We start from the raw sequence: 25,595 nt of genomic DNA on the forward strand, positions 1-25,595 counted from the left end.
ATTTAATTATATTATACCAAAGGTGCTTCAAGCTATTATTCTTTTATTTTCTGTTTAGACCAATATGTGGCTAATAATAATCCTGAAATTATATCCCAAATTGCCCAAAAAGCAACAAGTAATGCCATACCTCCAAGTCCATTAAAAAAACTAAAAATAAGTAATAATCCTAATCCAGAGTTTTGAATTCCTGTTTCAATAGAAAGGGTTCTTTGATTTTTTCGAGAAAGTTTCATTGCTTTTGCAAAATAAAAGCCAGTTAACAGTGCTAGTAAATTATGAGCAACTACCAAAATAAGTACATATTCAACATAATTTATAAAAATATCAAAATTGTCATAAAAGGCTATTACAATAAAAATCATAAAAATGACTAGGGAAATTGGTTTTAAAATTTTTGATAATTTTTTTGATAAATTTTTATAATATTTATTAAATAACATTCCAAGAATAAGGGGAATTCCTAAAATTAAAGTAACTAATTTGGCTAATTCCCATGGGTTTAACTCTACTTTTTGAAGTATTTGAGCTGTTGGAGCGTATAAATTACCCCAAAATTCTAGATTAAAAGGAGTCATTACTAATGAAACCAAGGTTGCAAATGCTGTTAAACTAACTGAAAGAGCTGTATTACCTTTTGCCATTTGAGTCATAAAATTAGAAATATTACCACCGGGACAAGCAGCAACCATCATCATTCCCAATGCAATACTTGGCATTGGATTTACCAATTTTATAAAAATGAAAGTTACTAAGGGCAATAGTATAAATTGAGAAAAAATACCTGTAAATAGGATTCTTGGGTTTTTAAATAACCGTTTAAAATCATCTATTGTAATTCCAAGAGCAACTCCAAACATAATTATAGCAAGTGTTACATTTAAAACCCATAAGCCTTCAGTATCAAAATTTATTTTTAATGAATCTAAATTTTCGTTCATAGTTTTAACTAATTTTTAAAAGCATATTCAATAATGTTAGCACCCATTTTTAATGCTTTTTCTCTTATTTCAAAATTATCGTTGTGAACTTCTTCATCTTCCCATCCATCGCTTAAATCCGATTCATAATCATAGAAGCAAATGAGTCTTCCTTTATAAAATAGACCAAAAGCTTGTGGTGGTTTACCATTGTGTTCGTGTATTTTAGGTAGTCCATTTTTAAATTTAAAAGTTTGATTGTAAATAGGATGATTATACGGTATTTCTTGAAAATTTAATAATGGAAATACTTTTTTTAACTCTCTTCTAATGTATAAATCCAAACCATAATTATCTGAAATTTCTAAAAAACCTCCAGAAATAAGATAATTTCTTAAATTTTTAATAGCACTTTCTGAAAAAATCACGTTCCCATGGCCAGTCATAAATACAATGGGATAATTAAAAATATCTACACTACCAACATCAACAGTTTCGGGATTTTTTTTAATAGAAGTTTTACTATTTTCATTACTAAATTTAATTAAGTTAGGTAATGCTGTTGGGTTTGCATACCAATCTCCACCACCACTGTATTTTAAAATAGCTATTTGTTGTGCATAAATTAAGTTAAAATGCAACATGCAACATGTGAAAAGTAAATAGACTCTTATGGGTATTAATGAGTAAAATTTTAATATTAAGTTATTCATTTATAAAGGCAACACTGTGAACAGCAACAATACCAGCAGTTTCAGTTCGTAAACGGCTTTGTCCCAAAGATACAGGAATAAATTTATGTTCCAAACTTTGTTTAATTTCTTTGATTGAGAAATCACCTTCAGGGCCAATTAAAACAGTAATTTTAGTTGAAGGTTTTAGTTCAGATTTTAATGTTTTTTTTTCTACTTCTTCGCAGTGAGCTATAAATAATTGTCCATTAAAATCTGATTTTATAAATTGGTTAAATGTTTTATAATTATTTAATTTTGGGAAATGAAATTTAAGTGATTGTTTAGCTGCTGAATGAATTATTTTTTCCATTCTTTCTTGTTTAACAATTTTACGTTCAGAGTGTTCGCAAATTATAGGTGTAATTTCATCAATACCAATTTCAGTAGCTTTTTCTAAAAACCATTCAAATCTGTCATTTAATTTTGTTGGTGCAATTGCAATATGTAAATAATAATTCCACGGTTTTTGTGTGTATTCTACGTTTATAATTTTCACCAAACATTTTTTATCGCTGGCAATAATAATTTCTGAGGTAAATAATTGTCCGAAACCATTTGTGATAAATATTTTATCATTCTCTTTTTTACGAAGTACACGAACAAGATGTTTACTCTCAATTTTATTAAAAGTAAATTGTTGTGTATTCGCTGTTATTTCTGAATTGTAAAATAATTGCATTAGATATTTTTTCTATAAGTACAACGCTTTTTATAAACAGTTGAATTAAATTTTTTCCAAACAGCAGCAATTGCCTTGTTACTGGCAAGTTCAGGTGTTCTAATACAGTTGATAATACCTTTGGGCTCAAATGATTTTTGAAATTCTAAAAAAAGTAATGAATGCACACCTTTGTTTTGAAATTTTGGGTGTACTCCAATTAAATAGAAAAGAACATCTTTGCTATTTTTTTTAGCCTTCAATAGGTGCAAAAATCCAAAAGGTAATAATTTACCTTTAGCCTTTTGAAGAGCTTCAGAAAAGGAAGGCATAGTAATTGCGAATGCTACCATATTATCATCTTTATCAACAACAAATTTAATATATTCAGGATTGATAAATGAGATGTATTTTTTTTTAAAATAATCTTTTTCTATATCGCTAATTGGAACAAATGTAGGAAGTGAAGCATAGCTTTCGTTAAATAGATTGAACATTTGATCTACATAAGGGAAAATATCTTTTGTTTTAGTAAAATTTAAAGGTGTAAGTTGGTAGCGTTTTTTTATAATGGTACTAATTCTTTCAAGAGGTTCTCTTTTTACATTTTTAAAAGGAAAAATACTTTCCAAATATTCTTTTTCAACCTCAAAACCTAATTTTTTAAAATGATCTTTGTAATAAGCATAGTTGTACCAAGTTATCATACTTCCAATACTATTAAATCCATCTGTTAATACACCAACCTTATCTAGGTTTGAAAAACCCATTGGACCTTCCATGAATTCAAGTTTGTTTCGCAAGCCAATTTCATAAACTTTATCTAATAACTTTTTAGAAACTTCTAGATCATCTATAAAATCAAACCATCCAAAACGCATTTTCCTTAGTTTTTGCTTATTTATTTCGGTATGATTTATAATTGCAGCAATTCTTCCAACAATTTCATTGTTTTTAATAGCAACAAAAAATTGAGCTTCAGCATGTTCAAAAACAGGATTTATATTTTTATCAAATGATTCTAGCTCATCATTGATAATGGGAGGAACCCAATAAAGATTGTTTTTGTACAATTTAAAAGGAAATTTAACAAATGCCTTCATCTCCTTTTTAGAGGTCATTTCTTGTATAGTAATCATAAATTTTAATGTTTCTTTTTAAATATTCGTGAAAAGAAATTTCCTTTTTTTCTGCGTTTTCTTTTTTTTGTGAGTTGATCTCTAGGAGAACTTTTATGAATTACTTTATCAGAATGTCTATCCAATCTCCAAGCAATACCAATTGAAGAATATAGAAAGGAATAGTCTTCAAAAAAATTTGTTCTAATAGATGCGTCTAGCTGTAAATTGTTTGAAAATAAATAGGCAGCACCAGTTCCAAAATGAAATTTCGGAGTCATTTCTTTTTTAAAAATACCTTGATTTTCAATAAAATAAGACCATTTATAGCTTAAAGCATAGGTCATTGTTGCAATATATGAGTATTCATTAGAATCTGATAAAATTTTATCAGCTATTAAATTTGTTATTAATACAAGTCTATTCGAAAAATCATTTTGTAGTAACACAGCAGCTTTTATACTTAACTCATTTTCTTTAAAATCGTTACTTAAAAAATTGGTATTAACACCAATAAAAGCTCCAACGGAAGGGATTAATCTTTTTTTATCAAAGGCCATTCTCTTTTTCCAACTTCTAATTTCTTTAGATTTATCTGTATATTCTTGTTGATAGATTAAATATTTGGCACCAATAGTAAGTTGACTAATACCACTAATATTATAATTTGGGCCTAAAATGTTATAAACTTCATCACGTTGATAAGCTACTTTTGCATTAAATTCTAATTTCTCATAAAATTTTCCATACCTAAAAAATAATTCACCTCCAATAGTATTTGGTTTAGAAAAAGCTGTTTCTCTGGTGCTATTTCTATAAAAGAAGCCCGTTTCAAATTGGTAAACATTGGTGCCAACACTATATGGACTCTCAGAAAAACCAGGTCTTTTAGAATTGATAATCTCAGTATATTGAGCATGAAGCATTTGCATACTGTTAAATACAATGAACAACAAAAAAACTCTTTTCATATGTTAAGTTTATTATTGTTCAAATATAAGATTTTATATAATTAAATGTTTTAGTTGCCGTCAAATTGTTATTTTTGGGAATTATAAAACTTTATTAAATGGGATTGTTAAAGACGATAGCAATTATATTAATTGTTTACTATGTACTTAAATTTATAAGTAGGTATATTTTACCGTTGTTTATAAAACAGGTAGTTAATAATGTTGAAAAAAAGTTTAGAGAACAGCAACAGCAAAATAAACCCGATACTGATGGTGGAAAAGTAGGAGAAACAGTAATAGCTAAAAAACCATCGAGACCTAAAGAAAGTAATAAAAATGTTGGTGATTATGTAGATTATGAAGACATAAATGAATAAATTTTATGAAAAATTTAATAAATAAATTTTTTCCATTTGCAGTAGTAATTTTAATTTTTGTTATTGTTTCAGTAGCCTATTTTTCTCCAATTTTGGAAGGAAAAAAGATATTTCAGAATGACATTAAGCAGTTTACTGGAATGGCAAAAGAAGTGAATGATTTTAGAAAAGAAAACGGTACAGAACCTTATTGGACAAATGCCGCTTTTGGAGGAATGCCAACATATAATTTAAGTGCTTTATATCCTAATAATTATATAAAAAAGCTAGATAAATTATTGCGTTTTTTACCTAGACCTGCCGATTATTTGTTTCTCTATTTTTTGAGTTTTTTATTCTTTTATTGGTATTAAAAGTTAATTATAAACTGGCGGCATTAGGGGCTTTAGGTTTTGGATTTTCTACATATTATATTATTATTTTGGGAGTAGGACACAATGCTAAAGCACATGCAATTGCTTATATGCCAATGGTTTTAGCTGGGGTAATGCTAGTTTTACAACGTAAATATTTATTTGGATTTGTGCTAACTGCAATTGCAATGTCTTTAGAAATTAATGCCAGTCATCCACAAATGACTTACTATTTGCTGTTTATGGTATTAATTTTAGGTGTAGTTTATTTAATTGATGCTTTCAAAGAAAAACAATTGCCTATTTTTTTTAAAAGTATTGCAATTTTAATTGTTGCTGTTGTACTGGCAGTAGGTACTAACGCCACCAGTTTATTGGCAACTAAAGAATATGCTTCTCATAGTACACGTGGAAAAAGTGAATTAACTATTGATTTAGACGGTTCAAGTAAAGAGCCTTCAAAAGGACTTGATAAAGAGTATATAACTCAATACAGTTATGGAATTTTAGAAACGTTTAATTTGTTTATCCCTCGTTTTATGGGAGGTGGAAATTATGAAGATGTTGGATTGGAGTCTAATATTTATCAGTTTTTAAATGGAAAAACAGATCCACGACGAGTAAAAGAGTTTGCTAAATTTGCTCCAATGTACTGGGGAAAGCAACCCATAGTTGAAGCGCCAGCATATGTTGGAGCTATTTTTATGTTTTTATTTGTTCTAGGTATTTTCCTTGTGAAAGGAAAGCTAAAAAAATGGCTAGTTGCTGTTGTTATTTTTTCAATATTGTTGAGTTGGGGTAAGAATTTTAATATTTTGACCAATTTTTTTATTGATTATATCCCTTTGTATAACAAGTTTAGGGCAGTTTCTTCCATACAAGTAATAGCCGAATTAGCAATACCTATATTAGGAATATTGGGTTTGAAAGAATTATTTTCAACAACTAATTCTTCTGATATAAAATTGAAAGCATTAAAAAATACTTTCTATATTTTAGGAGGTTTAGCCTTAATTTTTACATTATTTGGATCTAGTCTTTTTGCTTTCGAAGGTTTGCGAGATGCTAATTATGATTCAATGCTACCAGGTTTTTTAGATGCGATTATTGCAGATAGGAAAGACATCTTTTTTAAAGATAGTTTAAGAACGTTAATTCTAATTACGCTATCTGCAAGTATATTATGGTTATTCATAAAAGAAAAATTAAATAAAAATACAACAACTGTTATTATTGCTTGCCTTATTTTATTTGATTTAGTTTCTGTAGATAGAAGATATGTAAATAATGAAGACTTTTTAAGTGCCAAAAAAGTAGATAAACCTTTTGTTGCTTCTGAAATTGATAAAGAAATTTTAAAAGATAAAAGCTATTACAGAGTAGCTAATTTTATAGTTAGCCCTATGAATGATGGCTCTACATCCTATTTTCATAAATCTATAGGAGGATATCATGCTGCTAAATTAAGAAGATACCAAGAATTATACGACTATCAAATTTCGAAAAATAATATTGAAGTATTGAATATGATGAATACTAAATATTTTATTTTTGAAGATGGAAGTGGACGAGAGACACTTCAACAAAATCCTGATGCAAACGGAAATGTTTGGTTTGTAAAAAACATAAAGGTAGTTAATAATGCCAATGAAGAAATAAAGGCACTGGATAGTTTAAAAACCAAAACAGAAGCTGTAATTGATAAACGCTTTGTCAATGAAAATTTTAAAACAAGTTTTCCAAAAGATTCAACAGCTATAATTCAATTAGTAACTTATAAAACAAATGAGTTAATATATAAATCAAATGCAAGTACGAATCAATTTGCAGTATTTTCTGAAATCTATTATAAAGATGGATGGAATGCCTATATTGATGGAAACCAAACACCATATTATAGAGTTAATTATGTTTTGCGAGGAATGGAAATTCCAAAAGGAAAGCATACCATTGAGTTTAAATTTGAACCTAATGTAATTAAAAACGGAAATACCATAACGTTAGCTTCGTATGCTTTATTTTTAATCATCTCTTTTGGATGGTTTTTTGTAGATAAAAAAATAAAGAATGTATAGTAAAATACCAATTAAACGTTATGCGCATACGCTAAAATTTTTACAAGAGGTTTTACCAGCACCTGCTACAATTTTAGATTTAGGAGTGCGTAATCCATTTTCTGAAATTATGGAGGAAAATGGCTATACTGTTTTTAATACTGAAGGAGAAGATTTAGATGAATTACCTGAAGTGGTTAAAAAATACAATGTTGATGCCGTTACAGCTTTTGAAATTTTTGAGCATTTAGTTGCCCCATTTAATGTTTTAAGAACTATTGAAACTTCAAAAATTATTACAACAGTTCCGTTAAATTTATGGTTTGCTAAAGCATACAGAAGTAAAACTGATATGCGAGATAGGCATTATCATGAATTTGAAGACTGGCAGTTTGATTGGTTGCTTGAAAAATCTGGATGGACTATAAAGAAAAAGGAAAAATGGACGAGCCCCATTAATAAAATTGGTTTTAGACCTATTTTAAGAAAATTTACACCACGTTACTACGCAGTTTATGCTGAAAAATAATTGATATGCGAATTGGAATGATTTTAGACAAAACTTTTCCACCCGATCCACGGGTTGAAAATGAAGCTATTTCATTAATTAAAAACGGTCATGAAGTTTTTCTTTTTTGTTTGAAATATGAGAACGAATTAAAGAATGAAAATATTCAAGGCATTCAAGTAAAAAGATATAAATCAAATAAGCTAATTTATAAATTATCAGCTTTGGTGTATACATTTCCTTTTTACACCCAAATTATGGCACAAAAAATTAGGGATTTTTGTATTACAAATAAAATTGAAGTCATTCATATTCATGATATTCAAATTGCTGGAGCTGCTTTTAAAGTAAATAAAAAGTTAAACTTAAAAGTAGTATTAGATTTGCATGAAAATAGACCTGAAATTATGAAGTTTTATCCTCATCTAAAATCTTTTTTTGGGAAACTATTAATCTCTTTAAAAAAATGGAAACAGAAAGAGGAGATATTTATAAAAAAAGCAACAACTTTGATTGTGGTAACTCAAGAATCTAAAAATGAGATTGTGAATAGAGTAGGGAAAGACTCAAAAGATATAGTTGTTGTACCAAACACAGTTCATAAAAATTATTATAAAAAAGCAATACTAAAGCAGGGAATAATTGACAAATACAAAGATAATTTTGTATTGTTATATATAGGAGACACGGGTTTAAGAAGAGGATTGCAAACGGTTATTAAAAGTGTTTCTGTATTAAAAGAAACCATTAAAAATTTAAAATTAGTAATTGTAGGTAGTAACACATCAGATATAATTTTAAAAAAACAAGTTAAGATATTAAATATTCAAAATTTTGTTGATTTTGAGGGGTGGCAAAATGAAAATTTATTGCCTTCATACATTGTAGCAAGTTCAATTTGTATCTCTCCTTTACATAGAAATTTACATCATGATACTACGTATGCAAATAAACTTTCTCAGTATATGAGTGTTGGTAAACCATTGTTAGTTAGTAATGCTACAGCGCAGGCAAATTTAATAGAAAAAGCAAAATCGGGCTTAATTCATAGAGAACAAGATTCAGAAGATTTTACTATGAAGGTTCTGCAATTGTACACAGATGAAAAATTAAGAGATAATTTAGGTAGTAATGGGAATCAATTTATAGCAAATGACTTTTGTTGGGAGAAAACTTCTGAAAAATTAATAGATTTATATGCTAATTTTAACTTATGAAAAAAGCACTCATTATAACGTATTATTGGCCTCCTGCAGGAGGTTCTGGAGTGCAACGTTGGTTGAAGTTTGTAAAGTATTTTAGAGATTTTGGTGTTGAACCTGTTATTTTTACTGTTGAAAAACCTCATTATCCAATTCTAGATAAATCATTAGAAAAGGAAATCCCTAAAGGAATTGAAATTTTAAAACAACCTATTTGGGAACCAAATAATGTGTTACCTTTCTTTCTAAAAAACAATAATGAAACTTCAGGATTTCTAAATCCAAATCCCACGTTTATTGGGAGGATATTACAAAATATTAGAGCTAATTATTTTATTCCTGATGCTCGTAAATTTTGGGTGAGGCCTTCTGTTAAATATTTAAAAAATTATTTGTTTAAAAATAAAATTGATGTAATTATTACAACTGGTCCACCGCATAGTGTACATTTAATTGGCTTAAAGTTAAAGCAAAAATTAAATGTAAAATGGATAGCAGATTTTAGAGATCCTTGGACTGAAATTGATTATTTTCATCAACTTCCTTTAACAAAAAAATCAATAGAAACACATAAATATTTAGAGAGAAATGTATTAAATAGTGCTGATGCTGTTCTAGTTGTTGGTAATACAATGAAAAAAAATTACAGTAAGTTTAATAAAAATGTAATTACTGTGACCAATGGATTTGATAGTGAAATTATAAAGAAAAAGGTTGATTTAGATTCAAAATTTACGGTAACACACGTTGGTTTAATGAATGCAGATAGAAACCCTCAAATATTATGGAAAGTTTTAGCTGAAATTAGTAATGAAAATATAGACTTTGCTAAAGATTTTGAATTAAAATTAATAGGAAAAATTGCTCCGGATATTAGAAAAGATATTTTAGCGAATAATTTGGGTGCTAATGTTCATATAATTGATTACATTCCTCACAATAAGGTAATTGAATTTCAAATAAAATCACAATTATTATTGTTGGTTGTTAATAATGTGTCAAGTGCCAAGGCTATTATTACAGGTAAAGTATTTGAATATTTAATGGCTAAACGTCCAATTTTGGCAATAGCACCAATTAATGGAGATTTAGCAGAGATAATAAATAGAACAAATTCAGGTTTTGTGATTGATTTTTATGATAAAGATTTATTGAAGAAAACTATCTTAAATTTATATTTAAAATTTAAGCAAAATAATTTAGAAATTAACTCTAAAAATATTGATAAGTTTCATAGAAAGAAATTGACTGAGAAAGTTTCTAAAATAATATATAGTATTACTAAATGAAAAAAGTTGTAACCATATTAGGAGCTAGACCGCAGTTTGTAAAAGCAGCAGTTTTAAGTAGAGTAATTTCCAAACATAATTTTATTGAAGAAGTTATTGTACATACAGGCCAGCATTACGATGTTAATATGAGTGCTATTTTTTTTAATGAGATGGAAATCCCTACACCAAAATATAACCTAGAAATTAATGGGTTAAGCCATGGTGCTATGACAGGGCAAATGTTAGAAAAAATTGAAGAAGTATTGAAAAAAGAGAAACCTGAAGCAGTTTTGATTTACGGTGATACAAATTCCACATTAGCGGGGGCGTTAGCTGCTAAAAAGATGAATATTAAAGTTATTCATGTAGAGGCTGGGTTACGTTCCTTTAATATGAAAATGCCCGAAGAAATAAATAGAATTTTAACAGATAGAATTTCAGATTTACTTCTTTGTCCAACAAGCATGGCTATTGAAAACCTGCAAAAAGAGGGATTTGAAAATTTTGACACTAAAATAGTAAAATGTGGAGATATTATGAAAGATGCTGTAACATTTTACGGTAAAATTTCTAAGCAAAAATCATCAATAATTTCAAATTTACAATTGAAAGCAAATAATTTTGTTTTAGCCACAATTCATCGTCAAGAAAATACCAATTCTATAGAGAATTTAAAAGCTATTTTTAAAGGTTTAGAAACTATAAGTAAGCAAAAGCAAGTAGTAATGCCATTACATCCAAGAACAAAAGCTATTTTAGATGCTTATAACCTAAAATATAATATTACTACAATTGCCCCCGTTGGTTATTTTGATATGCTAGAATTACTAAAAAATTGCAACTTGGTAATTACGGATAGTGGCGGACTTCAAAAAGAGGCATTTTTTAATAACAAACATTGTATAATTGCTAGGGAAGAAACAGAATGGGTTGAATTAGTTTCAAATGGATTTGCTAAAATTGTGGGTAATAATACAAACAAAATGATTTCAGCATTTCAAAATTTTCAACATTTTTCTACCAATTTTGATATGGAATTATATGGGAATGAAGTAGGTGAAAAGATTTATACTGAAATACTTAATTTAATATAATGGGTATTGTTTTAAAACAATCTTTTGTTAATACAGCTATCCTATTTTTAGGTTTTGTAATAGGAGGTGTTAACGTATTGTTTTTATACACACATTTTTTACAGGAAAACTATTTTGGATTAATTACTTTTTTATTATCAACAGCAAATATAATTTTACCGTTACTTGTTTTTGGTATGCAACATACGGTAATAAAATATTATTCTTCATATAAAACTAAAATAGAAAAAGATAGCTTTTTAATAACTACACTTTTAATTCCACTTATTGTAATTATTCCTTTTGGACTTGTAGGTACGTATTTTTATGAAACTATTTCAAATTGGCTTTCGGTAGAAAATCCTTTTATAAAAAAATATACAGGCCTTATTTTTATAATCGCCATTTTTATGGGCTATTTTGAAGTTTTTTATTCGTGGACTAAAGTTCAATTTAACTCTATTTTTGGGAATTTTATAAAAGAAATATTTGCACGTGTTTGTGTTTCATTGCTATTAGTGGCAGTTTATATTGGTTGGCTCACAAACGAACAGTTTATTTATGCAGTTGTTGTTGTTTATGGTATAAGAACTTTAATAATGAAGATTTATGCACTTTATATTTATAAACCAAAACTAATTTTTAAATTCCCATCAAATATTAAAAAGATAATTAATTTTTCATTGTATATTATTGTAGCAGGTTCAGCAGCAGGAATTTTATTAGAAATAGATAAATTTATGATTCCTCAAATGGAGCAAATAGCACAAGTTGCCTATTATTCAGTAGGTATATATATAGCGAGTGTTATAGCAATTCCAACAAGAGCAATGCAACAAATTACAAGTCCTATTACAGCCAAATACATGAATGAACATAATTTAGTAGAGGTAGAGAAACTATACAAGAAAACTTCTATAAATTTATTGGTAATTGGCGGATTGTTTTTTTTATTAATCAATTTAAATATTACGGATTTATACCAAATAATTGATAAGCCACAGTTTACTAAAGGAATATGGATTGTGTTAATTATCTCTATAGCTAAACTAATGGAGTTGGCTTTAGGTATAGGAAATGCAATTTTGGTAAATTCTAAATACTATAAAATATTTTTCTATTTATCATTGGCTATGGCAATAAGTGTAATTATTTTAAATAAATGGCTAATTAATGCAATAGGTATTAATGGAGCTGCACTGGCTACTTTAATAGTTGTAATTGTGTATAGTATTTATAAAATTGTTTATATTAAATCAAAATTAAGAATTCAGCCTTTTAGTCTAGAAACAATCAAATTATTATTGATAATTTTTGGTATGTTTGCTTTGTTTTATTTTTGGAATTTTAGTTTTAATCCTTTAATAAATATTGCTTTAAAATCTTTAATTGTTGTTGTTTTATATTTGATACTTGTTAAAAAAACTAATATTTCAAAAGATATTAATGATTTGATATCTAGGTATTTATTTGTGAAGTAAAAAATAAAAAAAGCTGTTTTAGGAGTTTGTATTAAAATTTATAGAAATAAAAAATAGTTACCAAAACTAAAAGTATTTTAATTTTAAATAATGTTTACATGGTATATTTAACGCACCTCTTTTATGGAATAATTATGGCATATTTTGGATTAATTTCACCAGGAATGCTTAATATGACTGCTTTAAAAACAAGGATAGATGTTGGGAAAACAGCAAGTATTAAGTATGCTTTTGGAGCAGCAATTGTGGTATTAATTCAAGCAGGAATAGCATTGCTTTTTGCAGATTACTTTATTAAAAATCCTAAAGTTATAGAAGTTTTAAAAACTGTTGGAGTATTTGTGTTTTTTGCTTTGGCAGTTTTTTTCTTCTATCTTTCTAGAAAAAAAATTGCTACAAAAGCTAAAAGCGGAACAGGTAATTTTTTTATAAAAGGTATGGCAATGTCAGCCGTTAATATGTTAGCTATTCCTTTTTATTTAGGAATAAGTATTTATTTAGCTTCAGAAAATAAAATTATTGTAGCACAACCTTATATTTTAATATTTGTTTTAGGAGCATCTATAGGTTCATTCTTACTATTTTTCACATATATATCTTTTGCAAAAATTATTATTAAGAAAATATCATTTATTGCGACTAACATAAACGGTATCTTAAGTTTGTTATTTTTAATATTAGGAATTTTAACATTGATTAAGTTATTGCCTTAAATTATTTTTATATTTACATAACCAAACAATTATTTTTAATATGATTTTAGCTATTGAGAAAAATTTACATAGAGGTACTCAACTTTTAAACAATATTTCTGATGATGAATACAGTAATACAACAATAGCTCCATATTACTCTAGTATAGGAAGTCATATGAGACATATTCTAGATGTTTTTGATTGTATTTTTGAAGGGTTGAATGAAGGAAATATTAACCTTGTAAATAGAAAACGTAATGAATTAGCTGAAAATTACACCAAAGAAGGACTTGCCTATTTTGACGAAATTCTAAAAAAGTTAGATACTTTAAGAACTAAAGATTTTAATAAAATTGTTAAAGTAACAGATAATTTGGGTTTAGGTTTAATTACGGCAAATTATACGTTGGCAGCCATCTTAATTCAAGCACATAGTCATGCTATTCATCATTTTGCAAGTGTTGGTTATGTTATATCTCAATTAGGAATTAGTTTACCTGATGAAGATTTTGGTTTTAACCCAACAACACCACGTAATACAATAGTTAAGTAGTGTTTAACTTTTTAATTTTTTTAAGATATTTTTTATAGCTAAAATAGAGTTTAATGAAATAGTTTAAGTTTGTAAAATTGGCCTTATTTAATTTTTTATTAAGAACACCAATTTTATAAATTATTTCCCAATGATTTTTAATTGTTTTTAGAGCATCTAAGTAGTTTCCTTTATTTGGATCATAAATATGTGTGGGCTCAGAAATTATGCCATTAATTTCTATAATTTTAAAATTTTCACCTCTTAATAATTCATCAAAATTATGATATTTAATATCAACCCTACCATAATACCAACCTTTTATATTTTTGTTTAATTTATCTAAAACTGCTGTTAATTCTTTGCTTATTAAGTGATTTCCATTTATAAACTGAGTACCTTTTGAATGATTTCCAATTATATTTAAAATAATTTCTTCATTTTCTGAAGGAATCTCATGTAATTTATCGTTGTTTAATTCAGTAATTAATTTACTATAAATTTTTGCCCTTTTGTCGTTTTTAATAAGTTCTAAAAGAGTTGATTTTCCATCTCCATTAACAGTTAAATATTTTTTTAGAGTAATTGAAGTTATAGTTCCTTTTTTTTCTCCTGGAATTCTGTAATAAAAAATGCCGCATTCTTTTTTAAGATTAATAAGTTCTTGAACTATTAAATTGATAGCGTTGTATTTGTGTAGATATTGTGAAAGTTCTTCTTCTGAATTAATTTTCTTAACTAATAAACCTCTAAAACCAATATCGGGTTTAATTATCAAAGGAAATGTAATCTTTTGAGATGAAATATTTGATAAAATGGCATCTATTTTCATCCCTTTTTTAACCAAAATTGTTTTTGGACTGTATTTTTCAGGAACTAATAAAACAGTATCATATTTTGATTCCAATCCGTTACCAGATCCTTCGATTGCAGGATTCACTGCTGAAAAAAAACCAAAACTTCTAGATTTTATTGCTAGGTACAAAGCATAAGGAACTACTGGGATATAGAACATATAAGAAGGCCAATATTCCCAGTTTGTAATTTTTTTTAAGCTAAAAAACATAGTTATTTACGACTAAAAAAAGCATTCAAAAGAATACGAATCCCTAAAAAACCTATAATTATAGCTAAAATTGCAATAAATATTCCAAGAACAAGCCATAGATAATTATTTTCTTGTTTAAGTGTTTTAAAACCAATGGTAATTAAAACAGGAGCTATAAGAATCAATGGAAATGCAATTAATTCATATTTTAAACCTCGCATTAATTCTTTTCTGTCAGTTGCCATTAATAATTATTTGTTTTAAATACATAAAGTTTGTTTTAGCAAAGTTAAAAATAAGTGATTTATTTTAGACTAGTATACTTTTCAAAAATAAATACAAAAAGCTTTAACATTTATTTGCTAAAGCTTTTTGTGTAAAATCTGATTTAGAGATTTTAGTTTATGATATTTCAGAAATGATTGTGTTTAAAGTATCGCTAGGTCTCATAGCTTTTTTAGTCAAACTTTCATCAAACTCATAATAACCACCAATATTAACAGGCGCTCCTTGTGCAGCGTTTAGCTCTTTAATAATTGTTGATTCATTAGCTATTAAGTTTGAAGCCACTTTTGTAAATCGCTCTTTTAAACGTGCATCTTTATTTTGTGAGGCCAAAGCTTCTGCCCAATATGTAGCCAAATAATAGTGACTTCCTCTATTATCTAGTTCATTAACTTTACGGGAAGGAGATTTTTTATTATCTAAAAATTTATCGGTTGCTTCATCCAAAGTTTCAGCAAAAACTAAGGCACTGGGAACATTGTAGTTCTCTCCTAAATGTTCTAGTGAAACAGCCAGTGCTAAAAATTCACCTAAAGAATCCCATCTTAAATGACCTTCTTTAAGAAATTGTTGTACATGTTTAGGTGCAGAGCCACCAGCTCCCGTTTCAAATAAGCCACCACCATTCATTAAAGGTACAATAGATAACATTTTGGCACTTGTGCCTAATTCAAGAATAGGAAATAAATCTGTTAAATAATCACGTAGTATGTTTCCAGTAACAGAAATAGTGTCTAGGCCATCTTTAATTCTTTCCAAAGTGAATTGTATGGCAGCTTCTGGATTCATAATTCTAATATCTAAACCTTTTGTATCATGGTTTGGAAGATATTTATCAATTTTTTTTATTATTTGAGCATCGTGTGCTCTTTCTTTATTTAACCAAAAAATAGCAGGAGTATTTGTTGCTCTGGCTCTACTTACAGCAAGTTTAATCCAATCTTGTATTGGAGCATCTTTTACTTGGCACATTCTCCAAACATCTCCTTCTTCAACAATACTTTCTAAAAGTGTATTTCCAGCGTCATCAATTATTTTAACAGTTCCATTTTCTTTTATCTCAAAAGTTTTATCGTGTGAACCGTATTCTTCAGCTTTTTGCGCCATTAATCCAACGTTTGGAGATGTTCCCATTGTTGCAGGGTCAAATGCACCGTGTTTTTTGCAAAAATCTATAGTTACTTTGTAGATTCCAGCATAACTACTGTCTGGAATTACAGCTTTAGTATCTTGTAATTCTCCTTTAGCATTCCACATTTTTCCAGAAGTACGAATCATGGCAGGCATTGAAGCATCAATAATTACATCACTTGGTACATGAAGGTTTGTTATACCTTTGTCTGAGTTTACCATAGCAATATCAGGTCCATTCTCCAAACATGTTTTAATATCTGCTTCAATTTCAGCTTTTTTATCAGCTGGTAAACTTTGAATTTTAGCAATTAAGTCTCCAAAACCATTATTTACGTCTACGCCAAGTTCTTTTATAACTTCACTGTGTTTTTCAAAAACATCTTTAAAGAAAGTGGTGACTGCATATCCAAAAATAATTGGGTCAGAAACTTTCATCATTGTAGCTTTCATATGTAAAGAAAACAAGACATTCTTTTCTTTAGCATCTTTAATTTGTTTTTCTAAAAATGAAACTAAAGCTTTTTTACTCATAAAAGTTGCATCAATAACTTCTCCATCTAATAAAGATACTTTTTCTTTTAAAATAGAAACTTCACCATTTTGATTTGTAAATTCAATTTTAACATCTCTAGCTGTTGGAACAGTGATAGATTTTTCATTTGAGAAAAAATCACCGTGATCCATTGTTGAGACATGAGTTTTGGAGTCAGCGGACCAAGCACCCATAGAATGCGGGTTTTTTTTAGCATAATTTTTAACTGCTTTTGGAGCTCTTCGATCTGAATTTCCTTCACGTAAAACAGGATTTACAGCAGAACCTTTTACTTTATTGTATTTAAGTTGAATTTCTTTTTCTTCAGCAGTCTCAGGTTCTTCATTGTAATTAGGAATTGCATAACCTAAAGATTGCAGTTCCTTAATGGCTGCTTTTAGTTGAGGTACAGAAGCAGAGATGTTAGGCAGTTTAATAATATTAGCTTCAGGTTTTTTTACCAAATCAGCTAATTCTGCTAATGCATCTGAAACTCTTTGCTCGGGTTTTAAATTTTCCGGGAATAAGGCTAAAATTCTACCGGCTAAAGAAATATCTTTGGTTTCAATATTAATACCTGAAGGTTTTGTATATGCTTTAACAATTGGTAAAAATGAATAAGTTGCTAAAGCAGGTGCTTCATCTGTTTTAGTGTAGATAATTTTGGGTGTTGTGCTCATGCTATTTGTACGTTTTTAAAATTACAATTATCACTGTTATAACTAATTGTAACATTACTAAATTAATTGAATAAAAGTTGAACAAATATAGTGAATAATGGTGGAAAAATTGATTGCGAAAACGTTATAAATAAGGCTAATTTTTTAGAGTTATATAAAAATAAAACACCTTAATTTAAGAAAAACAAAAGCCATCATATTGATTTCTCAATATCATGGCTTTTTGCTGAAACTATTTCTCTAATAAGTTTCCAGTAATACTTAATTGGTAGCTTTTAGTTATTCTAGTTAAAGTATAACACTATCAACCTTTCTACTGCATCTTGTTGCTATTCTTACAAATCACAACTTCTTATTTGATAAGTAGTTTCTTTTAAAATAAAACTCAAAACTTTGTTGTAACTTAAGAAAATTACTCGCTTTAAAATTTTATTTTAAAATTTGTCTTTAAAATCATGTGTTTCCAGTTATTCATGCTAAATACTTGGGCACATTACTAATTAAAGTTTGATTTTAAAAACGATGTTCAAGAACATTTTAGAACTTGCGTTGAGCTTCTAAATTCAACTTTAAAATTTGCACTTTAAGGTTTTACTCTATAACTCTTTCACTAATTCTTGTGTAAATTAAGTACAGAAAAAACAATTTTCCAAATTTATAACTATTTAGTTTTTAACAAGATATAAACTTCACTTATAAACATTTGTTAATAATTAAAAAACCCGTACTGAATTTTCAGTACGGGTTTTAATAATTTTATTTGAGATTAAATTAACCTCTTCTCTTTTCTGTAATTCTAGCTTTTTTACCAGTTAATCCTCTAAAGTAAAAGATACGTGCTCTACGAACTTTACCATGTTTGTTAACTTCAATTTTTTGAATAGCAGGTAAGTTTATTGGAAAAATACGTTCTACACCAACAGTTCCTGACATTTTTCTAATGGTGAATGTTTCAGAAGATCCACTACCTCTGCGTTGTATTACAGTTCCTCTAAAAAACTGTGTACGTGTTTTTTCACCTTCTCTAATTTCATAATATACTGTAATTGTATCTCCAGCTTGAAATTGAGGAAATTCTTTTCTAGTTACAAATTCGTCTTGTACAAACTTTACTAAGTTCTCCATTGTTAAATTTTTAATGGGTTTTTCAATAACCAACATTCACGATTTTCGTCAGAGGTTAATTTTGAGTGTGCAAATTTAAGAAAAAAGATTAGTCTTCCAACAAATCGGGTCTTATTTTTTTTGTTCTTTTTATAGCCTGTTCTGTTCTCCATGCTTCAATTTTGGGAAAGTTGCCAGATAAAAGTACTTTAGGAACCTTTTTTTTTTTGTATTCTGATGGTCTTGTGTAAACAGGTGGTGATAATAAATTATCTTGAAACGAATCGGTCAAAGCTGAAGTTTCATCACCTAAAACACCCGGTATTAACCTTATAATAGTATCACATAGTACAGCAGCTCCTAATTCTCCACCACTTAAAACATAATCTCCTATTGAAATTTCTTTGGTAATAAATAGTTCTCTAACACGTTGATCTACACCTTTGTAGTGCCCACAAAGAATAATGATGTTTGTATGAAGTGATAGCGTATTTGCCGTTTGTTGATTTAAAGTAGGTGCATCAGGAGTCATATAAATAATTTCATCGTAATTTCTCTCTGATTTTAACTTTGAAATACACGAGTCTATTGGTTCAATCATTAAAACCATTCCAGCGCCTCCACCGTATTGGTAGTCGTCAATTTTACCGTAATTATTTAAAGCATAAGTTCTTAAATCATGAAAAAAAACTTCTACAAGGTTTTTATCAATGGCACGTTTTATTATAGAAAATTCAAACGGACTTCTAATTAATTCGGGAGAAACAGTTATAATATCAATTCGCATACTGCAAAGTTAATTGTTGTTATTTTAAAATACTAATTCGAACTTTTTTCTTTTTTAGCTTGCTATTGTTTATTTTAGAAATGAGCGTTTTTAAATTTGAATTTTTAACGCCTACATAAGCACAATCTTGTTTTAATTCAATAATACCTAATTCTTCTTTTTTAATATTTCCTTGTTTGAAAAATAAACCGGCAATATCTCCTTTTGAAATTTTATCTTTTCTACCTCCAGAAATGTGAAGTGTTATCCAATTGCTGTTTGTTAGTTTTTTTGTTGATTCTATTTTAATTTCTTCAGAATTTTTAATAAAAACAGGGAGTTTTTCATTTGTCCATTTTAAAATATAAGCAGTTCCATTGTTGTGCATACGAGCTGTTCTTCCATTTCTATGAATAAATTCATCTGGTCTTGTAGGTAATTCATAATGAATAATATAATCTATTTCAGGGATGTCAATTCCACGAGCAGCTAAGTCTGTAGCAACTAGCACTTTATAAGTTTCGTTTCTAAATTTAATCAATGTGCGTTCTCTATCAATTTGTTCTAAATCACCATAAAAACAACCGTGATTTATGTTGTTTTTATGCAGGAAATCACTAACAACTTGAATACTTGTTTTTAAGTTGCAAAATATAATTCCACTGCCTTTACTATTAACTCCTAGTAATTTCCCTAAGGAATCTAATTTGTTTTCTTGCAGTGAAACAATAGTTTGAATTTTTAGGTTTGTTTCTTTTTTGCCTAAATAATTTAGTCTTTTCGGGTTTTTAAGTTCTACAAAAGATGGAATTTTTACTTTTTGAGTTGCTGAGGTTAGTATTTTTTTCTGAACAGTTAGATTATTTAAAATATCTTTCATTTCATCTTCAAAACCAACCTCTAACGATTTGTCAAATTCATCCAATACCAATGTTTTTATTTGTTGAACGTCAATTGTTTCTCTGTTTATATGATCTGAAATTCTTCCGGGTGTACCAATAAGAATGGTTGGAGGGTGCTTTAATTCTATTTTATCTTTAGAACCAGATCTTCCACCATAAACTGCAGTGGCTTTATAGCCACTTCCCATTTCTCTAATAACTTGTTCTATTTGAATAGCAAGTTCTCTTGAAGGGACAAGAATTAAAATTTGTATGTTTTTAATTTTCGGATTAATATTGGCAATTATTGGTAGTAAAAAAGCCAATGTTTTACCTGTTCCTGTAGGTGATAATAAAATGACTTCAGAATTAGAAGAAATTGCTTTTTGAGCATCTTCTTGCATTTGATTTAACTTTTCAATACCTAATTTAGTTAGAATTTCTTGCTCACTTTTTTTGTTTATTGCCATTTGGCAAAGATATCTTAAATAAATCGAATTTTGTTTTTTAAATTATAGTTGCTTTTAACATTCGATGAACGCCAAAAATATCTTTTTTTAGTTTTATGTTTTTAAATTCTTTTGATTTTAGAAGGCTTACTGTTTCTTTTCCTAGATATTGATTAATTTCAAAATAGATGCTGCCATTTTGCTTGAGGTTTGCCACTGCAAAATCAGCAATTTTATTGTAAAACAGTAGTGGATTTTCATTTTTTACAAATAAGGCGAGGTGAGGTTCATTAGCCAATACATTTTTTTGCATCTGTTCTTTTTCGAGTTCACGTACGTAAGGAGGATTGCTGATAATGATATCAAATTTTTTGTTTGGTTTAGTAAAGTTTAAAATATCAGCTTCAATAAATTCAATATTCACATTATTGAGTTTGGCATTTTCTTTAGCTATTTTCAATGCTTTTGAAGAAATATCTAATGCATAAACTTTGGTATTTGGAATATTTTTGGCTATTGAAATGGCAATACAGCCACTACCAGTTCCAATATCTAAAATGTTAATATTGTCTATATGTTTAGTATCATTTAAAACCCAGTTTACCAGTTCTTCTGTTTCTGGTCTTGGGATAAGCACATTTTTACTTACTTTAAATGTGAGCCCATAAAATGCTGTTTCACCAATTATATATTGAATAGGAATACTTTTTTTTAAACTAGATAATGCTTTTTGAAGAAAATATAGATGAGTTTTGGAAATTTCTACAGCCGGATTTAATGCAATTTCAACACGACTTAATTTTAATGTATGTTCAATTAAAATATTAAAAAAAGATTGAATCTCTGTTTTAGGAAAACTAGTAGATAATTCAGAAAAAAAATATTTTTTAAAAGAAAAAAGGTTCATTATAAATCTTTAAGCATCCATAAATTGCACGAATAATGTCCAGTATCACCCATTCTTGCATCTAAATCTTTAAATCCAACTTTCTTGTAAAGCTTTCTAGCATCTTCCATGTAAGGCAGTGTTTCTAAATAACATTTTTCAAAGCCAAATTCTTTAGCTTTTTGTAAGCAAAGTTCAATCAATACTTTCCCCAATCCAATTCCTCTTGCTTCGGGTAAAAAATACATTTTTTGAAGCTCACAAACATTGCCATTGTAGTTGTCTAGTTTTTTAATACCTGCGCCTCCATAAATTTTGTGGTCTTTTTCAATGATATAATAAACGGCATTATTAATATTATACGTTTCAAAAAGGGTATCTAATAATTTATCTGCATAGGCAGTACCAACTTTAGGAACTCCAAATTCAATTAAAATATCTCGAATAGTTTTGGCAATTTTAGGATTGTCTTCTTGTTTAATTTCTCTTATGGTAAAGTTATTATGAGTCATTTTAATATACTATTTTTACGGTGTGAATATACACGAAAAATATATAAATCGTTGCATTGAATTAGCAAAAAATGGGCTAGGGGCTACTTATCCAAATCCTATGGTGGGAAGTGTAGTTGTATTAAATGATACTATTATTGGAGAAGGGTGGCACAGAAAAGCCGGCGAATCTCATGCAGAGGTAAATGCCATTAATTCGGTGAATGACAAAACGCTTTTGAAAGAGGCAACAATTTATGTGAATCTAGAACCATGCTCACATTATGGTAAAACGCCTCCCTGTGCAAATTTAATTGTTGAAAAAGGAATTAAAAATGTTGTTATTGGAAGTATAGATACAAACAGCAAGGTTAAAGGAAAAGGAGTTGAGCACTTAAAAAAACACGGGTGTAATGTTATTGTTGGAGTTTTAGAAAATGAATGTAAAAATTTAAATAAGCGATTTTTTACGTTTCACAATAAAAAAAGACCTTTTATAATTTTAAAATGGGCTGAAACAGTTGATGGTTTTTTTGATAAACTAAGAAATGAGGCAGATGAAAATTCACCAAATTGGATTTCTAATCAATATTCACAACAATTGTCACATAAAATGCGAGCTGAAAATGAGTCGATTTTAGTTGGTACTACAACTGCTTTAAATGATAACCCAAATTTAAATGTTAGGAATTGGAGTGGTCAAAATCCAGTGAAGATTGTTATAGATAAAACTTTAAAAATACCATTAAATTATAATTTGTTTAAAGGAAGTTCTAAAATTATTGTTTTTACTGAAGAATATTTTGAGAAAAGGGTTGCTAAGAATATGTTTTTCGAAAAAATTGATTTCTCAAAAAATATTCCAAAACAAATTTGTGATGTATTGTATAGGCTCGAAATTCAAGCGGTAATTATTGAAGGAGGAGCAAAAACATTGCAAAGTTTTATTGATGAAAATTTATGGGATGAGGCTTTTGTTTTTATGGGCAATGTTTTATTTCATAATGGATTGAAAGCGCCAAAACTAAAAAAAACACCAATTAGAATTGAAAAAGTTTTAACAGATACCTTAAAAATTTATAGCAATAAATAAGTTAATTAGTTTGTTCAAACATTGCTACTTTACTCTCTCCAGTTGATTTTTTATAACCTCTAAACATGCCTGTAGAGTTAAAATCCCAGTAAACATCACCGTTTTTATCAATTAAAATCATTCCTCCTTCACCACCAAGCTCACCTATTTTTTTAAATAAGACAGTGTGTAAAGCTTCTTTTGGAGATAGATTTTTATATTGAATTAAACTTGAAACATCATGTGAAGCCACAGTTCTAATAAAATATTCTCCTGTACCAGTTGCAGAAATTCCACAAGTTAGATTGTTGGCATAAGTTCCAGCTCCAATTAGAGGAACGTCACCAATTCTACCAAATTTTTTATTGGTCATACCTCCAGTAGAAGTTCCAGCAGCAATATTTCCATTTTTATCAATTGCAACAGCTCCAACAGTACCAAATTTATGATCATCAATTAATTCATTCTTGATTAAAAAAGCAGTATGATCTAATTGTGTTTTTTCTTTTCCTTGAATTTTTCTTAATTGATTTAACCTTTTTTGAGTAAAGAAATAACTACTATCAACCATTTCAATTCCGTACTTTTTAGCCATAATTTCGGCTCCTTTCCCTGAAAGTAATACATGTTTAGAACTGTCCATAACAATTCGAGCAGCTAAAATTGGGTTTTTAATGTGATTTACACCTGCAACTGCTCCAGCATTTAAAGTTTTACCATCCATAATTGCTGCATCCATTTCTTGGTTTCCTTCACTATTATATACCGCACCTTTTCCTGCATTAAACAAAGGGGAATTCTCCATAACATTAATAGCCGCTTCAACAGCATTTAATGAAATACCTCCATTTTCTAAAACTTTATATCCAGCATCTAATGCTTCATGTAGTTTTTGAGTATAAGCTTCTTGTTGCTCTTTAGTAAAGTATTCTCTTTTAATTCCACCGGCACCACCATGTATAACTATTGCAAAGGAGTTTGGCTTACGTTTAATGGTTTCTTTTTTTACGGTAGTATTATCGCAAGATATTATAAATAGAATTATTAAAAAGAGAGATACTATTTTTTTCATAATTATTCGTTTTGTGGTTCAAATATAATCTTTTGAAATGGAATTTTAGTATTTTCATTTTGATATATTTGTGAGTGAAATTTTTATGACTGAAAAAAAAGATACATATAAAACAATTGAAATAGCTCACGGAGATGTGCAGTTTAAAGATAAAGGAAGTAAATTTATAGGTTATGTTTTTCCAATTTCTAATGAAAATGAAGTTAAAACTTATATTGAAGGTTTAAAAAAGAAGCATCATGCTGCGAGGCACTGGTGTTATGCCTGGCAATTAGGAATTGAAGAAGTTAGATATAGAGTTAATGATGATGGAGAGCCTAATAATACTGCTGGTCAGCCTATTTACGGGCAAATTATAGCTAATGATATTACCAATGTATTAATTGTTGTTGTTCGTTATTTTGGAGGAACAAAATTAGGTGTTGGCGGACTAATAAATGCGTATAAAACTACAGCTAAATTACTGTTAGTAGAATCTAAAATAGTAGAAAAAACTATAGATGTTTTTTTTCAGGTAATTTTCGAATATAAAGACATGAATAAGGTAATGAGAATTATTAAAGAAAATAATGTGAAAATTTTGGAACAAAAAATGGAGTTAAATTGTGATTTTTTAATAGCTGTACGTAAAAATAATGCTCCTAACGTTGAAAAGCAGTACTTAGAGTTACGTTGTTTGGAAATTAAAAGAATTCTGCCTTAACTTCATTTAATTTTTTCATGAGATACTCAGGAGCCCTAGTAGGTTTTTTTGTTTGTGAATTTATAAAGGCCAATGTGGCATTTGCTTTTGTTAAAAGCTCATTATTTTCATTGTAAATCTCAAATTCAAATTTTATTTTAACCAAAGGTTTATTTACTAATGTTGTTTTAAGGGTAAGTAAATCATCGTATTTAGCCGGCTTTATGTAGTTTGTATTTAGGCTAATTACAGGTAGCATAATACCTGTTTCTTCCATTTTTTTGTATGAAATACCTAACTTGCGAAGCCATTCAATACGTCCCATTTCAAAATATTGAGCATAATTACCATGATATGCATAGCTCATTTGATCAGTTTCTCCATATCGTACCCTAAATTGAATTATATTTGAAATCATTTTTGTATATTAAGTGATGTTATGTTACGTAAAAAATAATTAATAATCAATAGATATTTTATTTTTTTATACTAAAATTTATTCACATTTTTGTATAACCAAATAATTTTAGGGTTAGCCCTTAATATTATCAACTAATTTTAACTAAAATACAATTTAAATACAA

At 28.2% G+C, this 25,595-nt stretch carries 25 protein-coding genes and 1 pseudogene; 11 read left to right on the plus strand and 15 right to left on the minus strand.

Annotation, left to right across the window (positions count from 1 at the left end; translation table 11 throughout):
• Window positions 1–35 precede the first annotated feature (35 nt).
• From Lupro_RS12950 to Lupro_RS12970, 5 genes are all read right to left on the minus strand, one after another.
• Window positions 36–941 carry a bile acid:sodium symporter family protein gene (locus Lupro_RS12950; RefSeq protein ID WP_068211193.1) on the minus strand — a complete coding sequence of 302 codons (906 nt, stop codon included), beginning with the start codon at window positions 939–941 and terminating at the stop codon, window positions 36–38.
• Window positions 942–949: 8 nt separating this feature from the next.
• Window positions 950–1,564, minus strand: coding sequence for a DUF4159 domain-containing protein (locus Lupro_RS12955; RefSeq protein ID WP_099092405.1), 615 nt, complete (start codon window positions 1,562–1,564; stop codon window positions 950–952).
• A gap of 61 nt (window positions 1,565–1,625) precedes the next feature.
• On the minus strand, window positions 1,626–2,333 hold the full coding sequence (locus tag Lupro_RS12960) for a 16S rRNA (uracil(1498)-N(3))-methyltransferase (RefSeq protein ID WP_068211200.1): 708 nt from the start codon (window positions 2,331–2,333) through the stop codon (window positions 1,626–1,628).
• Window positions 2,333–3,451 (minus strand): GTP cyclohydrolase, encoded by a 1,119-nt coding sequence (locus tag Lupro_RS12965; RefSeq protein ID WP_068211204.1) that lies wholly within the window; start codon window positions 3,449–3,451, stop codon window positions 2,333–2,335. The genes Lupro_RS12960 and Lupro_RS12965 overlap by 1 nt, the downstream gene beginning before the upstream one ends.
• 5 nt (window positions 3,452–3,456) lie before the next feature.
• Window positions 3,457–4,401, minus strand: coding sequence for a transporter (locus tag Lupro_RS12970; RefSeq protein ID WP_068211206.1), 945 nt, complete (start codon window positions 4,399–4,401; stop codon window positions 3,457–3,459).
• 98 nt (window positions 4,402–4,499) lie between these two features.
• Here Lupro_RS12970 and Lupro_RS12975 point away from each other — a divergent pair, with 98 nt between their 5' ends.
• From Lupro_RS12975 to Lupro_RS13015, 9 genes and pseudogenes are all read left to right on the plus strand, one after another.
• Window positions 4,500–4,760 carry a DUF4834 family protein gene (locus Lupro_RS12975; RefSeq protein ID WP_068211209.1) on the plus strand — a complete coding sequence of 87 codons (261 nt, stop codon included), beginning with the start codon at window positions 4,500–4,502 and terminating at the stop codon, window positions 4,758–4,760.
• Between the two features lie 5 nt (window positions 4,761–4,765).
• A pseudogene (locus Lupro_RS12980) lies at window positions 4,766–7,188 on the plus strand (YfhO family protein).
• The gene (locus tag Lupro_RS12985; protein WP_068211211.1) at window positions 7,181–7,696 is read left to right on the plus strand and encodes a class I SAM-dependent methyltransferase; all 516 of its coding nucleotides are present in this window, start codon (window positions 7,181–7,183) and stop codon (window positions 7,694–7,696) included. The pseudogene Lupro_RS12980 and the gene Lupro_RS12985 overlap by 8 nt, the downstream one beginning before the upstream one ends.
• Window positions 7,697–7,713: 17 nt before the next feature.
• Window positions 7,714–8,892 carry a glycosyltransferase family 4 protein gene (locus Lupro_RS12990; protein WP_227807453.1) on the plus strand — a complete coding sequence of 393 codons (1,179 nt, stop codon included), beginning with the start codon at window positions 7,714–7,716 and terminating at the stop codon, window positions 8,890–8,892.
• Window positions 8,889–10,166, plus strand: coding sequence for a glycosyltransferase family 4 protein (locus Lupro_RS12995; protein WP_068211216.1), 1,278 nt, complete (start codon window positions 8,889–8,891; stop codon window positions 10,164–10,166). Before Lupro_RS12990 ends, Lupro_RS12995 begins: the two co-directional genes overlap by 4 nt.
• Window positions 10,163–11,242: a non-hydrolyzing UDP-N-acetylglucosamine 2-epimerase gene (gene wecB / locus Lupro_RS13000; RefSeq protein ID WP_068211219.1), complete on the plus strand. Its 1,080-nt coding sequence runs from the start codon at window positions 10,163–10,165 to the stop codon at window positions 11,240–11,242. The genes Lupro_RS12995 and wecB overlap by 4 nt, the downstream gene beginning before the upstream one ends.
• Window positions 11,242–12,702: a lipopolysaccharide biosynthesis protein gene (locus Lupro_RS13005; RefSeq protein WP_068211222.1), complete on the plus strand. Its 1,461-nt coding sequence runs from the start codon at window positions 11,242–11,244 to the stop codon at window positions 12,700–12,702. Before wecB ends, Lupro_RS13005 begins: the two co-directional genes overlap by 1 nt.
• Before the next feature lie 98 nt (window positions 12,703–12,800).
• The gene (locus Lupro_RS13010) at window positions 12,801–13,415 is read left to right on the plus strand and encodes a hypothetical protein (protein ID WP_144439149.1); all 615 of its coding nucleotides are present in this window, start codon (window positions 12,801–12,803) and stop codon (window positions 13,413–13,415) included.
• A 40-nt stretch (window positions 13,416–13,455) separates the two neighbouring features.
• On the plus strand, window positions 13,456–13,950 hold the full coding sequence (locus Lupro_RS13015) for a DinB family protein (RefSeq protein ID WP_068211229.1): 495 nt from the start codon (window positions 13,456–13,458) through the stop codon (window positions 13,948–13,950).
• On the opposite strand, the gene Lupro_RS13020 is transcribed toward Lupro_RS13015, so the two are convergent.
• The 8 genes from Lupro_RS13020 to Lupro_RS13055 form a co-directional block, all read right to left on the minus strand.
• On the minus strand, window positions 13,943–14,995 hold the full coding sequence (locus tag Lupro_RS13020; protein ID WP_068211232.1) for an ATP-grasp domain-containing protein: 1,053 nt from the start codon (window positions 14,993–14,995) through the stop codon (window positions 13,943–13,945). The two genes, Lupro_RS13015 and Lupro_RS13020, sit on opposite strands and share 8 nt — an antisense overlap.
• Before the next feature lie 2 nt (window positions 14,996–14,997).
• Complete coding sequence (locus Lupro_RS13025; protein WP_068211236.1) at window positions 14,998–15,222, minus strand: DUF6095 family protein; 225 nt, start codon at window positions 15,220–15,222, stop codon at window positions 14,998–15,000.
• 157 nt (window positions 15,223–15,379) lie between these two features.
• Window positions 15,380–17,608: an NADP-dependent isocitrate dehydrogenase gene (locus Lupro_RS13030; RefSeq protein ID WP_068211239.1), complete on the minus strand. Its 2,229-nt coding sequence runs from the start codon at window positions 17,606–17,608 to the stop codon at window positions 15,380–15,382.
• Window positions 17,609–18,379: 771 nt separating this feature from the next.
• On the minus strand, window positions 18,380–18,733 hold the full coding sequence (rplS, locus tag Lupro_RS13035) for a 50S ribosomal protein L19 (RefSeq protein WP_068211690.1): 354 nt from the start codon (window positions 18,731–18,733) through the stop codon (window positions 18,380–18,382).
• An 88-nt stretch (window positions 18,734–18,821) separates the two neighbouring features.
• Entirely contained in the window at window positions 18,822–19,499 is a 678-nt protein-coding gene (gene trmD / locus Lupro_RS13040; RefSeq protein ID WP_068211243.1) for a tRNA (guanosine(37)-N1)-methyltransferase TrmD, read from the minus strand.
• Between the two features lie 19 nt (window positions 19,500–19,518).
• The gene (locus Lupro_RS13045; RefSeq protein ID WP_068211245.1) at window positions 19,519–20,829 is read right to left on the minus strand and encodes a DEAD/DEAH box helicase; all 1,311 of its coding nucleotides are present in this window, start codon (window positions 20,827–20,829) and stop codon (window positions 19,519–19,521) included.
• Window positions 20,830–20,866: 37 nt separating this feature from the next.
• Window positions 20,867–21,715, minus strand: a complete 849-nt coding sequence (gene prmC / locus Lupro_RS13050) for a peptide chain release factor N(5)-glutamine methyltransferase (RefSeq protein WP_068211248.1) — start codon at window positions 21,713–21,715, stop codon at window positions 20,867–20,869.
• Window positions 21,715–22,206, minus strand: coding sequence for a GNAT family N-acetyltransferase (locus Lupro_RS13055; RefSeq protein ID WP_068211250.1), 492 nt, complete (start codon window positions 22,204–22,206; stop codon window positions 21,715–21,717). Before Lupro_RS13055 ends, prmC begins: the two co-directional genes overlap by 1 nt.
• Before the next feature lie 22 nt (window positions 22,207–22,228).
• On the opposite strand from Lupro_RS13055, the gene ribD reads away from it, so the two are divergent.
• On the plus strand, window positions 22,229–23,278 hold the full coding sequence (gene ribD, locus Lupro_RS13060) for a bifunctional diaminohydroxyphosphoribosylaminopyrimidine deaminase/5-amino-6-(5-phosphoribosylamino)uracil reductase RibD (RefSeq protein WP_068211253.1): 1,050 nt from the start codon (window positions 22,229–22,231) through the stop codon (window positions 23,276–23,278).
• A gap of 1 nt (window position 23,279) precedes the next feature.
• On the opposite strand, the gene Lupro_RS13065 is transcribed toward ribD, so the two are convergent.
• A complete protein-coding gene (locus tag Lupro_RS13065; protein ID WP_068211256.1) occupies window positions 23,280–24,329 on the minus strand; it encodes an isoaspartyl peptidase/L-asparaginase family protein in 1,050 nt (349 codons plus the stop codon).
• 85 nt (window positions 24,330–24,414) lie between these two features.
• On the opposite strand from Lupro_RS13065, the gene Lupro_RS13070 reads away from it, so the two are divergent.
• Window positions 24,415–25,032: an IMPACT family protein gene (locus Lupro_RS13070; protein WP_068211259.1), complete on the plus strand. Its 618-nt coding sequence runs from the start codon at window positions 24,415–24,417 to the stop codon at window positions 25,030–25,032.
• Here the strand turns inward: Lupro_RS13070 and Lupro_RS13075 are convergent.
• A complete protein-coding gene (locus tag Lupro_RS13075; RefSeq protein WP_068211262.1) occupies window positions 25,013–25,429 on the minus strand; it encodes an acyl-CoA thioesterase in 417 nt (138 codons plus the stop codon). The genes Lupro_RS13070 and Lupro_RS13075 overlap by 20 nt on opposite strands.
• Between the last annotated feature and the right edge of the window lie 166 nt (window positions 25,430–25,595).

Origin of the sequence: Lutibacter profundi (genome assembly GCF_001543325.1) — a bacterium.
Lineage (GTDB): Bacteria > Bacteroidota > Bacteroidia > Flavobacteriales > Flavobacteriaceae > Lutibacter > Lutibacter profundi.